General features: G+C 47.6%; 19 protein-coding genes. 2 read left to right on the top strand and 17 right to left on the bottom strand.

What is annotated here, in order from left to right:
- Positions 1 to 167: 167 nt before the first annotated feature.
- From alaS to OWQ48_06450, 17 genes are all read right to left on the bottom strand, one after another.
- Positions 168 to 2,888: an alanine--tRNA ligase gene (gene alaS, locus OWQ48_06530; GenBank protein ID MCY0868861.1), complete on the bottom strand. Its 2,721-nt coding sequence runs from the start codon at positions 2,886 to 2,888 to the stop codon at positions 168 to 170.
- A gap of 100 nt (positions 2,889 to 2,988) precedes the next feature.
- A complete protein-coding gene (gene rpl12p / locus OWQ48_06525) occupies positions 2,989 to 3,309 on the bottom strand; it encodes a 50S ribosomal protein P1 (GenBank protein MCY0868860.1) in 321 nt (106 codons plus the stop codon).
- 108 nt (positions 3,310 to 3,417) lie between these two features.
- Positions 3,418 to 4,416 (bottom strand): 50S ribosomal protein L10, encoded by a 999-nt coding sequence (locus OWQ48_06520; protein MCY0868859.1) that lies wholly within the window; start codon positions 4,414 to 4,416, stop codon positions 3,418 to 3,420.
- 4 nt (positions 4,417 to 4,420) lie between these two features.
- A complete protein-coding gene (locus OWQ48_06515; protein ID MCY0868858.1) occupies positions 4,421 to 5,062 on the bottom strand; it encodes a 50S ribosomal protein L1 in 642 nt (213 codons plus the stop codon).
- Complete coding sequence (locus OWQ48_06510; protein MCY0868857.1) at positions 5,062 to 5,574, bottom strand: 50S ribosomal protein L11; 513 nt, start codon at positions 5,572 to 5,574, stop codon at positions 5,062 to 5,064. Before OWQ48_06510 ends, OWQ48_06515 begins: the two co-directional genes overlap by 1 nt.
- 2 nt (positions 5,575 to 5,576) lie before the next feature.
- Positions 5,577 to 6,068, bottom strand: a complete 492-nt coding sequence (locus OWQ48_06505) for a transcription elongation factor Spt5 (GenBank protein MCY0868856.1) — start codon at positions 6,066 to 6,068, stop codon at positions 5,577 to 5,579.
- A gap of 5 nt (positions 6,069 to 6,073) precedes the next feature.
- Positions 6,074 to 6,253, bottom strand: a complete 180-nt coding sequence (locus tag OWQ48_06500; GenBank protein MCY0868855.1) for a protein translocase SEC61 complex subunit gamma — start codon at positions 6,251 to 6,253, stop codon at positions 6,074 to 6,076.
- Positions 6,254 to 6,262: 9 nt separating this feature from the next.
- Positions 6,263 to 7,156, bottom strand: coding sequence for a signal recognition particle-docking protein FtsY (gene ftsY / locus OWQ48_06495; protein ID MCY0868854.1), 894 nt, complete (start codon positions 7,154 to 7,156; stop codon positions 6,263 to 6,265).
- Positions 7,157 to 7,162: 6 nt separating this feature from the next.
- On the bottom strand, positions 7,163 to 7,624 hold the full coding sequence (locus OWQ48_06490; protein ID MCY0868853.1) for a prefoldin domain-containing protein: 462 nt from the start codon (positions 7,622 to 7,624) through the stop codon (positions 7,163 to 7,165).
- Complete coding sequence (rpl18a, locus tag OWQ48_06485) at positions 7,621 to 7,881, bottom strand: 50S ribosomal protein L18Ae (GenBank protein MCY0868852.1); 261 nt, start codon at positions 7,879 to 7,881, stop codon at positions 7,621 to 7,623. Before rpl18a ends, OWQ48_06490 begins: the two co-directional genes overlap by 4 nt.
- Complete coding sequence (locus OWQ48_06480) at positions 7,881 to 8,570, bottom strand: translation initiation factor IF-6 (protein MCY0868851.1); 690 nt, start codon at positions 8,568 to 8,570, stop codon at positions 7,881 to 7,883. Before OWQ48_06480 ends, rpl18a begins: the two co-directional genes overlap by 1 nt.
- Before the next feature lie 64 nt (positions 8,571 to 8,634).
- Positions 8,635 to 8,916, bottom strand: a complete 282-nt coding sequence (locus OWQ48_06475) for a 50S ribosomal protein L31e (GenBank protein MCY0868850.1) — start codon at positions 8,914 to 8,916, stop codon at positions 8,635 to 8,637.
- Between the two features lie 13 nt (positions 8,917 to 8,929).
- Positions 8,930 to 9,088 carry a 50S ribosomal protein L39e gene (locus OWQ48_06470; GenBank protein MCY0868849.1) on the bottom strand — a complete coding sequence of 53 codons (159 nt, stop codon included), beginning with the start codon at positions 9,086 to 9,088 and terminating at the stop codon, positions 8,930 to 8,932.
- Positions 9,089 to 9,099: 11 nt separating this feature from the next.
- Positions 9,100 to 9,444: a DNA-binding protein gene (locus OWQ48_06465; GenBank protein MCY0868848.1), complete on the bottom strand. Its 345-nt coding sequence runs from the start codon at positions 9,442 to 9,444 to the stop codon at positions 9,100 to 9,102.
- 14 nt (positions 9,445 to 9,458) lie between these two features.
- Positions 9,459 to 9,938, bottom strand: coding sequence for a 30S ribosomal protein S19e (locus OWQ48_06460; GenBank protein MCY0868847.1), 480 nt, complete (start codon positions 9,936 to 9,938; stop codon positions 9,459 to 9,461).
- A gap of 46 nt (positions 9,939 to 9,984) precedes the next feature.
- The gene (locus OWQ48_06455) at positions 9,985 to 10,302 is read right to left on the bottom strand and encodes a YhbY family RNA-binding protein (protein MCY0868846.1); all 318 of its coding nucleotides are present in this window, start codon (positions 10,300 to 10,302) and stop codon (positions 9,985 to 9,987) included.
- Complete coding sequence (locus OWQ48_06450; GenBank protein MCY0868845.1) at positions 10,242 to 10,574, bottom strand: ribonuclease P Rpr2/Rpp21/SNM1 subunit; 333 nt, start codon at positions 10,572 to 10,574, stop codon at positions 10,242 to 10,244. Before OWQ48_06450 ends, OWQ48_06455 begins: the two co-directional genes overlap by 61 nt.
- Positions 10,575 to 10,655: 81 nt before the next feature.
- On the opposite strand from OWQ48_06450, the gene OWQ48_06445 reads away from it, so the two are divergent.
- Both OWQ48_06445 and OWQ48_06440 read left to right on the top strand, forming a co-directional pair.
- Positions 10,656 to 11,351 (top strand): 16S rRNA methyltransferase, encoded by a 696-nt coding sequence (locus OWQ48_06445; GenBank protein MCY0868844.1) that lies wholly within the window; start codon positions 10,656 to 10,658, stop codon positions 11,349 to 11,351.
- A 230-nt stretch (positions 11,352 to 11,581) separates the two neighbouring features.
- Positions 11,582 to 13,498: an anaerobic ribonucleoside triphosphate reductase gene (locus tag OWQ48_06440; protein ID MCY0868843.1), complete on the top strand. Its 1,917-nt coding sequence runs from the start codon at positions 11,582 to 11,584 to the stop codon at positions 13,496 to 13,498.
- The last annotated feature ends 37 nt before the right edge of the window (positions 13,499 to 13,535 follow it).

Below are 13,535 nucleotides of genomic sequence, written 5' to 3'. Positions count from 1 at the left end.
TGGTAGGTATTGTAATTAATACGTGAGGGTATTATATTTTATTTTATTAGCGCTGGGGGAGTCGGGCTGGAGGATTAACTTGGGTCTTTCCACGACTTGACTTAGCTGGAGGTAGAGAAGAGGGTGGCTTCTAGTTGAGAAATAAGAGGTTATTCTAATGGGGTGGTTTACGTGGTGCACAGTGAGGCTTTCAGCTCGCTTAGAATCTCCTCCTCGCTGAGTTCACGTGTCTTCTTTAAGGCTACATGATCCTGCCTGCCTCCTCCTCTTAAACCCTTCTCTACTAGCTTCCTAGCAGTTCTTCTTAGATCCAGGTTTCTCTCTAATGCTTTCTCTGGTTTCACGGCTATCTCAATTAAATCCCCTGCTTCTATTACTGTGAGTAAGCCGTGCTTTAGTGAGAGGTCCTCGAGAAGCTTTCTCACAAGCTTCTCATCTACTAGTGGTAGCTTTAGATACACGGCTTCTAGACCGCATATCTCGGTTCTACTTGATAGAGCTTTAGAAGTGAGTATTCCAGCCAGTAGACTCCTATACTCGTCTAAGAGCCTCCTGGATTCAGCGTAATCCCTGGCTATCTTGCCTGCAGCTGAGACTAGATCACCTTGGCTGCTGCCTAGGATTGACAGTACTTTTCTTCTCTCCTCGGCTTGCAGCCGCATCTGCTCTACAAGCCTGGTTGAAGCCGTGAATTCTAGTCTTATAACACCATCCTGTATTCTCTCAGCGTTGATTATCTTGATTCCCCCGACCTCTGCTGTATTGTATACGTGAGTACCGAAGCACGCCTGTGCATCCCAGCCAGGTATCTCCACTATCCTGAGGATCGGGGTGTACGTGGCTCCACCCTGGTATATTCTAAGCCCGTATCTAGCTTCAGCTTCAAACCTATTCATCTCGTGGAAGACTAGGTTTACTCTATCCTCCACGATCCTGTTAGCTAAGTCCTCTATGCGTTCTACCTCCTCCTGTGTAAGAGACTTGTGGTGAGTGATATCTAGTCTAGCCTTCTCAACAGTCTTCTCAGCTCCAGCCTGCCATACATGGCTGCCTAGAACAGCACGGGCTGCTGCAAGCACTATGTGTGTTGCTGTGTGATGCTTCATCAACCTATACCTTCTATACCAGTCTACTAGGACTCTCACTACCTTGCCCTCCGTGATCTCAGGGGGCTCCTTTAATACATGCACTATTACATCGCCGACCTTACCGACGTACTCGACAGTATACCTTCTGCCATCCACCTCTATGAAGCCTGTATCATGGTCCTGCCCGCCAGCCCACGGGTACATTACGGTTCCATCCAGTACTATGTACCTCCCCATGACTCCTAGAACTCTAGCCTCACATGTGGTTTGATACGGGTTCTCATGGAAGATTCTACGTGTTGCAGGGAAACTTGAAGCCCATTTAACTACATCAGCTGGGAGCTCGTGCTCTTTTTCTTTTACAAGTGTTGAGGGTGAAGAGTGTCTTTGAGCTATCCTAGAGTAGAAGTCTCCGGGTACCTCTACTTTAATACCGTGTTCTCCAGCTTTCTCGGCTACAAGTTCAGGCGGGATACCGTAGGAATCGTAGATTGTTATCAAGTCGTCTGCTGAAAGCCCCTTCCCCTTCTTCAGAAGTCTCTCCACGACATCTATACCACGGCTTACTGCATCAATAAACTTGCCTGCTTCAACAGCTATTACATCAGTAATGTAGTCTCTATGCTTTTCAAGCTTACCGTAGATGTAGTCGCCCTTCCAGTACTTCACTTGCCTGTCAAGCAGCTCCTGGGCTACGTCTACGAGCCGGCTGGGCTCAACACCGAGCTTCACGAGGTTTCTAAGCATTCTTCTGATTACTAGTCTAGCGAGATACCCTTCCCCGGTGTTCGAGGGTACAATGCCATCAGAGAGCATTAAGCCTATTGTCCTCGCGTGATCCAGCGTGCTGTACAAGTATACTGTTTTAACGAATTCACCGACATTATCGGTGAAGCCGAGCTCCCGTATAAGCCTCTCGTACTCCTGAATGCTCTTCACTTCTCTATCGCTGAGCATGTAGACTGTCTTCTTCAGTAGATCGTAGTCTGGCTCCTCGACTCCAAGCACATTCTTGTACTCGTTGACTAACCTCCCGTACACAGCGTGGAAGCCTGTAGGAGTCCTCTGAGTAAACCAGGCTATTCTCTCAATACCGTAGCCGCAGTCGACTACCAGGACAGGGTTATCAATATACTTGCCGTCTACAACCTTGTACTTCATGTGTACTAGTGTAGCTAGCTCCATGCCATCTACTAGTACCTCGGGAGCTGGCCCGGCGTTGCCACCCCCCTCCCACCAGCCCTCCTTGAAGACCAGGTCGTCTAGGTCTATGCCTATCTCCTTTGTGAAGAAGTCTACTGTATTCTCGAGTATTCCCTCAGACCAGTAGACGAATTTACCCGGCTTGTTGAAAGCGTGCATACCCCCCATTTCAAAGCTTGTTAAATGTCTTCCGAAAGTCAACCCCACGTTATCTATATCGCTGAGCCTCACAGAAGGCTGGATTATGACGAGCGGATTGAACGGCGGGTCAACTATGCCGTCTGTGACCGCTGGCTGAAAGACTACTATTGAGGCTATAGTGAGGTATAAGTCGTTCCTCCACCTAGCTAGAACAGGGTAGGGGTCTACTACACCATGCCCTCTTGATTTAAGAAACCCTATGAATTTATCCCTAACCTCCTGGAGGCTTAAAGGCCTCACACGCTTGTAGTCCTTGTAGAGAAACTCGTATTTACTGCAGGGTATGTCAGGGCACGTCTCCCTCGGTACCCTGCTCCATATTACTCCCTCGCACTTCCTGCACTTATACCTCTCGAAGCCATATCTTCGTAGATACTCTAAGTTTGCATCACTCATGATCAAAAACCCTTAACCAATGGATTCCAGATTACACTGTGATTCAACGTAAGTAGCTATAAAAACATTAATAGCTAAACCAAGCTGGATTCCAAGTGGTTTAACCGAAGAGTGCTGAGAAGCCTTCTGAGAGTGCTTCCTCACTAAGCTCCTTAGACTCTTCTTTCTCCTCCTCTTTCTTCTCTCCGCCAGCAGGTGCTGCCGCCGCTGGTGCAGCTTGAACCGGGGCTGCTGCTACAGGTGCTATAGATGCCTGCTCTAGTACTTTAGCTATATCAATGTTCTTTATTGCTGCTACAAGAGATTTAACTCTTACTTCATCGACTTGAACTCCAGCTGCCTCGAGCACTTTCTTCACGTTCTCCTCGCTTATCTCTTTTCCAGCCTTGTACAGTAGTAGGGATGCATATATGTATTCTATACCTCACCACCTCCCCAACTAAAGCACTGGCGTATTATAAGCTTAAAAGGGACTTTTAAAGCTTCAATGAAGCGAGTAGTGGTGTTAAGGCGGAGGGCAGAGAGGCTTCTAACCGAAGAGTGCTGAGAAGCCTTCTGAGAGTGCTTCCTCACTAAGCTCCTTAGACTCTTCTTTCTCCTCCCCTTTCTTCTCGCTGCTGGTAGTTGAAGCAGCGGGTGTAGCTGGAGCCTGCTTCACCTCAATACCTAGCTCCGGGGAGAGCCTGGCTACCTCAGCAGCTAAAGCGTTTGCTTTCGCAATAGCTGCCAGCAGCACGGCTTCAATGGTCTCTGGTGTTGTAAAGCCTGCTTCCACAGCTAATGCTACTGCCTGCCTGTGAGCCCTGCTTATAGTTAACGGTAGGACCGCGGGGTCTGGGAGCGCTATTTCAACAGCTATCTTTAATGCATCGAGGTGGGCTGAGGCTACCTCGTCCTCGTACTCCTTTAGGTTTAATATCAGCTTATCGCCTGGTATCAGGATTCCATCATAAGCGAGCTTAGGTCTCAGCTTTATCTCCTTTAAAGCTAAGCCGAGCTTCTGGAGGAGGCTTGCCAGCTCACTAGAGACTACGTCGCCTGACTTAGCTACCGTAGTATCCTTTGCCACATAGATGACGTTGCCTTGAACCTTCGTCGGTATCTTCAGCTTCCCGAACACGCTTAGCATTGGGCCGGGCGGGATACCAGTATTACCTTCTGGTATAACGATATCTACGGGAGTCTTCTCCCCGGGCTTAAAGTAGGTTCTCGTCACAAGTTTATCCATCATTAGTGTCAGCTCGAATGGATTGAGATCTGTGAATATGGCTAGAAGCTGGCCTGTTAAGTGACCCTCGAATAAGCTCGAGTCTATTCCAGCTTTCCTTAAAGCTATTCCTAGCAGTTTAGGCTTAACGACTTTTAGAACAGCTTTCCCATGTAGCTTCTTCCTCAGCATTTGTATGTGGCTTGCCGGTATCCCTGTCACATCAGCTATTAGTATAGTCCTGTACCTCCTAGCCTGCTCTGCGAGCTCGTCTACAAGCTTGACTTTCCACTCAGGCAGCTCCCTTGTTAAAGCTTTCATGGAACTACACCTCCACCGGCATCCCCATTGTAGTCTTGAATACTACTTTACGAATATTAGCTACCCCTGAGGGTAGCTTTGACTCTAGAGTGGAGAGTACTGCTAGAGCGTTATCAGCTAGGTCGCTTGGACTCATATCTGCTGCACCGATTGAAGTCATTACTTGGGGTTGATCCTTGACTCTAACAACAACTGTATTAGCGTACCTCTTGATTAATCCAGCTATGTCAGCTGATGCTGGTAGAGGCACTGGTGCCTTCCCCCTTGGACCCATTGCTGGGCCTAGAGTGCGCCCCACCAGGGACATTAAGTCTGTTCTTACAAGTATCCAGTCGCATTGATCCACTATCTTCTTAGCCTGCTTCTTGGTTAAACCTTGTAGATCCTGGCTTGTCAGCACGATTCTCGCCCCGGCTTCACGGGCTTTCACAGCTATCTCGCCGTCTGCTACAACACAGATACTTCTCTCCTTCCCTCTACCCTTAGGTAGCACTACGTACTCCCTTATTCTCCCAGCCTGCCCTTTAACATCGATATCCTTAAGCACTACTACCATCTCCACGCTCTGCTTGAATCCCCGTTCTCCGCCTAGCTTTAAGGCTTTCTCTATAGCGTTCACTATGGTTTCACGCGTGTAGGCTGGCATCACCCACCACCTTTACTCCACTCCTCCTCGTACTTTGAGAGTATTTCATCGTATGCACCAGTATCAATCAGCTTCTGTATTTCTCTTGGATCCTTTCCGTCAACAGTTATCCCGATTGATCTAGCCGATCCTAGAATAGTTTTAACCGCCGCTTTAAGTGTCTTAGCTGTCAGTGAATCCTTCTTGAGTATAGCGATTTTCACCGCCTGCTCGAAGCTTATATTACCTATCTTCTGGTGGCCTGGATCCCCTGTAGGCTGCTTGACGCCAGCCTCCTTCATTAAGAGGGCTGTAGTTGTAGGTATCCCGACTCGCACCTGGAACTTCTTCGTCTCAGTATCGATTACTATCTCTACTGGGACTGTAAGCCCCTCGAAGTCTCTTGTAGCATCGTTGATTGCTTTAACAACTTCTTGAATATTCAGCTTGTATGGGGAGAGAGTAGGGCCTAGTGGAGGCCCTGGTGTCGCCCGCCCTCCTTCCACCATGACTCTTATAGTCTTCTCCACCATTTCTACGCACCCTTACTTGTCTTCCTCACGTAATCACCTGGAATAGTTATGGGTATTGTGAAAGCAGCCTCTAAAATGTTCACTGTGAGCATGTTTTTATTCTTATCTATACTAGATACTCTAGCATACATTCCTCTAAAGGGGCCTCTAGTTATCTCGACTACATCCCCGACGTTAAGTTCCTCGATGACGGGTTTAGGTTTAAGCATTCTCTCAAGCTCCTCGAAGGATACCTTCACCGGTCTCCCGCTTTTAACGTACTTTATGTCTGCTATTAGACTGTAGAGCTCGCTAAGTTTTTCCAGCTCTATAAACACGTAGCCTCTAACACCTGGAGGTATAATTATCCCTCGGACACTAGTCTCCTCGCCTCTTGAAAGCTTCTCTTCAACCCTAGTGCTCATGATTAAAGCTACATCGAGCTCTCTACCTAGAGTTGTCCTCACAGCGTACACCTTAACTTCTCTGGTATCCTGGCCCTCCTGCTCAGCCAAAAGCTTCACCCCGTGTAGGGATAGAGGAACGTGTAGAATATCATTCTTATAGCGAAAGCTATTCCTCCAACTAGAGCGAGGCCTAGAAGGCTAATCTTCAGTATAGTTAAGTACTCGTCTGGCTCAGGCTTCACAGCAATAGCTAAAATCTTCCTCCACGAGTCTACTAGCTCCCTAAGATTCAATTCAAACACCTACTCGCTGTAAGCAGAGATGATCCTGTCGACATACTCGGATGGATTAAAAGGCTTTAAATCCTTGTAGTCCTGGCCTACACCGATGAAGATTATGGGTTTTCTCAAGATGTAAGCTATGCTTAATGGAACCCCGCCCTCCTCGTAAGCGTCGACTTTCGCTACCACAACACCATCTACCCCGACGGCTTCATTGAAGAATCTAGCTTGCTCTAATGCATCATTACCTGTTAAAGCGTCTACAACCAGGATCTTCACGTCGGGCTTTACTACTCTCACAATCTTCTTCAACTCCCCGATTAAATCCACGTCTACGTGCATTCTACCAGCAGTATCCACGAGGAAGACGTTGAAGCCCCTGTTCAACCCGTATTTGATTGCATCGTATGCTAGTGCAGCTGGATCTGAGCCATACCTGCCTGTGAACACAGGTATCCCTGTTCTCTCAGAGTGTACTTTAAGCTGCTCCTGAGCCCCGGCTCTGAAAGTGTCAGCAGCAATCATTAAGGGTTTAAACCCGTTGTCACGCATGTAGACTGCTATCTTAGCGATCGTTGTGGTCTTGCCGACCCCGTTCACGCCGAGGAAGACTACTTTAAGTGGGGGTCTTGCTGCAGCCATGGATACCAGGTCCAGGTTGCCTAGCCCCTCAAAGTACCCTAGGAGTATGGTTTTCAATGCTTTCACGAGATCCTCTTTCCGCTTGATAGAGCCTTCTTCTATAAGCTTAGCTAGCTTTAACGCTATATCCTCAGCTGCCTCGTAGGCTACATCGTTTGCTAGAAGCTCTAGTTTTAACTCGTCTACAGCTTCTAGAAGCTTCTCCTTCGAGGATATGAAGCTTGATGCAGTCTCAATGAACCTGGAGAAAACAGCTTTAAGCTTCTTGAACAATTATCCTTATCCTCCACTAGTCTCCTCGAGCCTGCTCCCGCCAGCTGTAAGCTGGGTTAAAATGCTCTGCAGTTTTTCAAGCTCCTCTACGACTACCCTATATCTTCTCTGAAGCTCAGCTATAAGCTTCTCGAGGCTACTACTCTTCTTAGAGATTATTTCAGATGCACTCGTCTTATCTGTCTTCAAGTAGTACCCTAGCCCCAGGTGTACTAGGATGCTTTTACTCCAGCCCTCACTTATAGTAGCTGGTATCATAGCTGTTGACAGCCGATCTATAACCACGTAGCCCGATCCGCCTTCATCAGGCATGTTCTTTAGGGTTTCAAGTGCTAGCTGGAGCTCCCTCTGCTGGGAGACGTAGGTGTTAATAGTTGACGCCAGCATGTTAGCGTACTCCCTTAGCTCGTTGATTCTAGCAGCTATCTCCTCAAGTGAGATAGTCCCCTTGCTCCTATCCTCGCTCATGGCTTTACAATCCTCTCCAAGCTTAGTATATGCCTTATAGAATGGCTTCTCGCTTCACTCGGGTCAATCTCCTCTATTCTCTCAACTCTGATGTGATACCTCTTCAACTTGTGGTTGCTGCCTAGTATCGAGTAGAGCTTCTCGAGAACCTCCTTCTCGTTAATCCCCCTCAGCTCCTTCGTGAACTTCTGCCATGTAGGGTATTTATCATGGCTCACCAGCATGTAGCCTGTAACCCTGTAGGTTTTAACCTCCATTACTCTCCACCCCCGAAGCCTCTTCGCACTCTAAGTATCTCGGGTCCGGTTGTATTTCCTCCTACGACTACACCGTGATTATTAGCTAATAAACCACTCTTCACGAAGGGGATGCCGGCGTTAACTGTTGCGCGTTCAACTCTCACAGCGAGGATCTCTTGAATGGACTCTAAGCTCTGGTCGTCTACATCAGGGTGTACTACTCCACCTCTATCACTTACAACGAGTATGCTTCCAGGTATATCCATGTTCATTAAGCGGGCTTGAATAACCTCTACTCCAACTATACTGCGGATTTCCTCCAAGTCTTCTTTATCCATTAGAGGGCTGGCTATACAACCCTTGTTATTGCATGCGAGAAGATTTCCCAGCGCTGTGTAGCGTGAGCGGGATACGTGTACTGCTATGTCGACGCCTAGATCCTTCAGCTGGCTGCGCAGGTACTCTACTTCATCCTCGAACACGATTCTAGGTAGTATTATCGCGTTATCATTTCCAGCGATAAAAACTCCATTCAAAGGAGTTCCCGCAATCCTTGATTCAAGGGCTGCTTTAACGCCTAGAACGCTTACAAGCTCCTCTACGTCGCTTCTACCCACGCCTGGAGGTAGCAGTAGCACCTTATTATTAGTGTAAGCGTAGACACCTATATTAGAGTTGCCGTGGAAGCTCATCCTCACTATCTCCAATAAAACCACCCTCCAATCCATTATAAATGGTGTTTACATTGCATCTAAAATAACAAGTTTACTGCTAAGTCTTCACTCTCTTCAAGAGTACTCTAGCAGTCTTATTCTCCCTGTCGAATCTAATCTCAACAGGTACACGTCGCGGAGGCTTCTCACGGCTCCTCGACCAAACATATCTGTTAACGCTTGGATCTATTATTATTCTCTCAGCTTCCTTGAAGTGCCTGGCAACATACCTTCTTATCAATCTAATAGCTCTATCAGCCCTATTGGATCTCCGCCCGAAGAACACTCTCTTTAAGGGTATTACGTGTACTGTCTTCTCCACCTGCTTTGACTCACTCATAGCTCATATCCCCCTAAATGTTCTTAAGCTTACTCCTCCTCCAGTTTCTCAGCCTGAATCCTCTCCTAGCTCTTAAACGCGTTTTAATTGTAACCCATACGGGTATCGGGCTATTTGACTTGAAGGCTGCTGCAAGCCTGAGCTTTCTAGCTACATGCTTAAATCTAGCCATTTCTCTAACACCTATTTCCTCTTGAATTCTATCTTCGGCTCCCTGTAAGTCTGCTGGTATATTTCTGAGAGAAGCTTCTTTAAAAACTCATCTGTTATAGGTATTCTTACTCTACCGCTCTGCGCTAGATTTATCAGTTGCTCTTCAAGCAAGCTTGCAAGCTCTGGCTTCACGAGCCTCAAGTTGTTGAGTCTTTCTCTAGCCTCAGGTGTCAGTATTCTTCTTAGAGTTGCATCTATGATTGCACGCTTCTGCTTCTCTTCCTCCATGCGCCGCCGTAGCTCCTCGAGCTTCCTCCTCCTCAACTCCTCGAGTTCTGCATCATACTCGCTACCGTATTCATCTCCAGCTGGCACGGGGAGACCCCCAGCTACCTGCGTATTACCTGGGCGGGGAGGTACTTAGCGAGCTCCGGGTTCTCTCGGCTCTCCTCAACCATGATCTCGAATGCAAGCCTATCCATTAGGGATCTAGCCTGTGGTGTTAGAATCCTACCCTTCCTGGTCCGCCTGACAAGCTGTGCTCTCTCAAGCTGCTTTAATATCTCTCTTATCGCTTTACCCGATGCCTCTACTGACCTCTCTGGGCGTACCCCTCTGTTCTTCCTCCCCCCATACTCTCTTCTCAGCTTCGTGAGGCCTACAGGCTCGCCAGCCTTATAGAGTTTTCTGAGAATACTGGCTGCTCTATAATACCACCAGTCAGGGTTGCTTGGTGGCTTCTCCTTATGCGGGCCTGTCTTAGCGAAGATACTCCACTCGGGTGGCTTAACCTCTGGAACCTCCTTCTTCAAGTACTCAGCTAGCTTTTCAATCAGCTTGCTAGCTGGAGCCTCAAGCGCTGTAACCATGCTATCTCACCGTTAAACCTGGTTTGATACTTGAATACAGATTAGTTTAATCCTTTAAAATACCTCTTCTAGAAGACCCGGTTTTAACTAGGATTATCGTGAACCCTCTGGTCTCGTAGAATCTCCCGCCGGCTGCAGCAGCTATTCTCGCAGCCAGCTCCTCTACGCTCACCTCACGTCCACTTCTATACGACTTGAGGACTCTTATCTTAACTACGCCGTGTTTTTCAAGTCTCAGTTTAACCTCCTCGATGAAGCCTTCTGTAACCCCGTTTTTACCTAGCTGAACATCCACTTTACCGGCTACTCTCTCCTTAATCTTCTCTTTAAGGCTTTCACGGGATACCTTCTCACCCAACCGCATTCCAGACACCTGTAGACTACTCTAGAAGCCTTACCTCTACCTCTTACCCTGACACTTAGGGTTAAACCCGGTATTAACGGTATGTAGCACCTCCTACAATAACCCCTCCTAATATACCTAGGGGGTCTTACACCGGTTTTACCAGCGATTCTCAACATGACTTCAATATACCTTCTAGCTAGCTCGTAGTCCCCTCTTCTAGCTCTCTCAAGAGAGAGATTGTAGAGTAGTACTATTCTCTCCCTGGCAATCCTCCTCGCATCCCGCTTCATCTTCAAGCTACACCACGTTAACCTTACAGTCTCTAGAGAACTAGAGGCTTATATCCAGCCCACTCTTAGAGTGTTAAACGGGTGGGTGAACTGAAGAAGCTTAAGATTATACTGCTTGAGTCAGCGCTTGAAACTATTCCTCCAGCTATAGCATCGCATCCAGCTGTTCTCAAGACTGCTGGGAAGAGGGGTAAGAGCCCGTTGGATATGCTACTTGATGTAAGCCTCCACTACCATGCAATGAAAAAACTACCTTTAAAGCATAAGAGGGGGAGGCCTGACATTATTCATGTAAGCCTCTTAGAGGCACTTGAAAGCCCCCTTAACAAGGAGAAGAGTTTAGAAGTATATGTTCACACACTGCAGGGACACGTTATCTTCATAGACTCCTCTACTAGAATACCGAGAAACTACAACAGGTTTGTAGGGTTAATGGAGCAGTTATTCAAGGAGGGGCGGGTTCCACCAGGTTCACCCAGCCCCCTACTTTACATTAAAACCATGAGGCTCCCCGAGCTACTTGAAGACATTAACGTTAAAGGATTAATTGTGCTGAGAGAGGAATGCGAGCACGCCGGCATCAAGGAGATTGTAGGTGAAGCTCTAGACGGCAATCTAGCTGTAGGGGTCGGAGGGTTCCCCCACGGCGACTTTGAGGAGGAGACTCTAAAGTATTCTACTAAATGCTACTCCATATACGATGAGCCGCTTGCAACATGGATCGTAGTATCGAGGATCATAGCTGAAGCTGAGAGAAAACTTGGTATTCTCTCCTAGACTCTACTAGGGGGCACTATAATAGCTCACTCGAAGATACTACAGAGTGAAGCGTGCTAACACCTATTAGACCCTTGAGGCATTAGTAAAATACCGTGCCTGGAATGTACTACTTGATAAGTCTGTTATACTTGAGTGGGTTCCATCAATTATTAACACCCTGGGCTTTAAAGTCTACAGGTAAGTATATTACTACCACTGGCATATACTACCCATAGGGTTGAAACCTCATGACTATTTCGAAGATCCGTGAAGCTCCTGGTGGAGGCGGGACCGGTAAAAAAGACCCCTTTGAAGAGTACATTAAGTGGAGTAGCCTTGATGTAAACGAGAACGCGAACAAGTATATTGGGCCTGGCAGCTTCTTCAGCTACCTGCTCGAAGACTACATGAAGAAGGATCTCCTGGATCTCATCCCGAGCCACCTGCTCAGAGCTCACAGGGATGGATTAATATATATCCACAAGCTCCCCCACAGTATCTACATACCCTACTGTAGTGGGCATAGTATTGCAAGACTACTAGAGAAAGGCTTGAAGACCCCTACTGTTATATCCCGCCCGGCAAGACACTTCGATACATTCGTCGACCATGTAGCGAACTACCTGATAACACTTCAACACTACTTTACTGGGGCTCAAGCGTTCTCTAGTGTTGAGTGGTATGCTGGCCCCTTCATTAGAAACGATGGTCTTAGCTTCAAGGATGTAAAGCAGCAGATACAACGGCTTCTCTACAACTTGAACTATCCGACGAGAATAGGGCTTCAAACACCATTCACTAACTTCACTGTTATCATGGATGCAGCGAAGAAGGCTCTTGAAGGCGACTACGCTGTCTACGACGGCAGGAAGACTGCCCCGCTCGGTGAGTACGAGAAAGAGGCGAGGATCTTCCTGCTAGCTCTCTTCGAGAACTATATGCAGGGAGATAGTGTCGGCCAGCCGTTTACATTCCCTATCCCTACATTAATGACTACATCTAAAATGCTATGGGAGGATCCAGAGGTCTTTGAAGCAGTCTTCAAGACTGCTGCTAAACGTGGAAGCTTCTACTGGCTGAACACTAGGGTTGTAGACCCTGATGCAAGCTACGCGATGTGCTGCAGGTTAACTATTCAAATGGAGGAGTTAACCTACGCTTACAGGAACTCTAAGTTCTCGCTCTCGAGTCTAAAGAAGGATGTTGAATCCCTGAGAGAAGAGTACTGGAGTAAGATTGAGAGGCAGAGGTTCGGCGGGCTCTGGGCCATGCCTGACATAACGGGAAGTGTCAACGTAGCTGATGTCAACCTGCCGAGACTAGCATTGGAGGCAAGAGGTGATGAATCAAGATTCTGGGAGCTCTATGATGAAGCTCTAAGCCTAGTTAGAGAAGCCGTCGACTGGTTCAGGAACAGGTATGTTAGAATACTCAAAGAACACCCTAGCTTCTACTACATGATCACCGAGTATATGCCTGAATTCCCCAGCTCACACTTCAATACTATAGGGCTTATAGGGCTGCCTGAAGCAGCAGCAATACTCATGCAGGAACCTAAGTTATGGCTGGATGGTAATAGAGCAGACTGGTTGAGAGCTGCAGAAGTCATGAGGAAGATGGTCGCTCATGCAACTGAGACAGCGATAAAGTGGATGATGGAGTCTGGCGTCCCATGGAATGTCGAGGAGGTTCCAGCTGAGTCAGCATCACCTAGAATGGCTTCAATAGACTTGAAGAGGTATCCAGAGCTAGTAGAGTACCTGCCCGACCCCGATAACCCAGTCTACTCAACAAGTATTGCCCCATACTACGCGACTGAAATGGAGTTACCAGACAGGATTGAAGTAGAGGCGAGGGTTCAGAAGCACTTTACCGGTGGAGTTATGATGCACTTATTCCTCAACGAGGAGCCGGAGCCTGAGGCTCTAGCAAAGCTGGCAAAGAGGATCATGGAGACAGATGTAGTGTACTGGAGCTTCACGCCGGCGCTCACGTACTGCCCGCACTGCGGGAGAACGTTCACAGGACTCTACAAGTCGTGTCCTAAGTGTGGTAGCAGTGATGTCGAAGTCTGGAGCAGGATCATCGGTTACTACCGTCCGTTAAAGAACTGGAATCCCCAGAGGCGTAGGGAGTTCTGGACGAGACACCACTATAATTTATGATGCTTCCTGCTTAGATACCTTGTTTTTTCCTTGGTGG

It is taken from the genome of Desulfurococcus sp. (genome assembly GCA_026626905.1).
Classification (GTDB): domain Archaea; phylum Thermoproteota; class Thermoprotei_A; order Sulfolobales; family Desulfurococcaceae; genus Desulfurococcus.
Note: the sequence above shows the minus strand (reverse complement) of the source record. Positions and strands in the feature narration are given on the sequence as shown.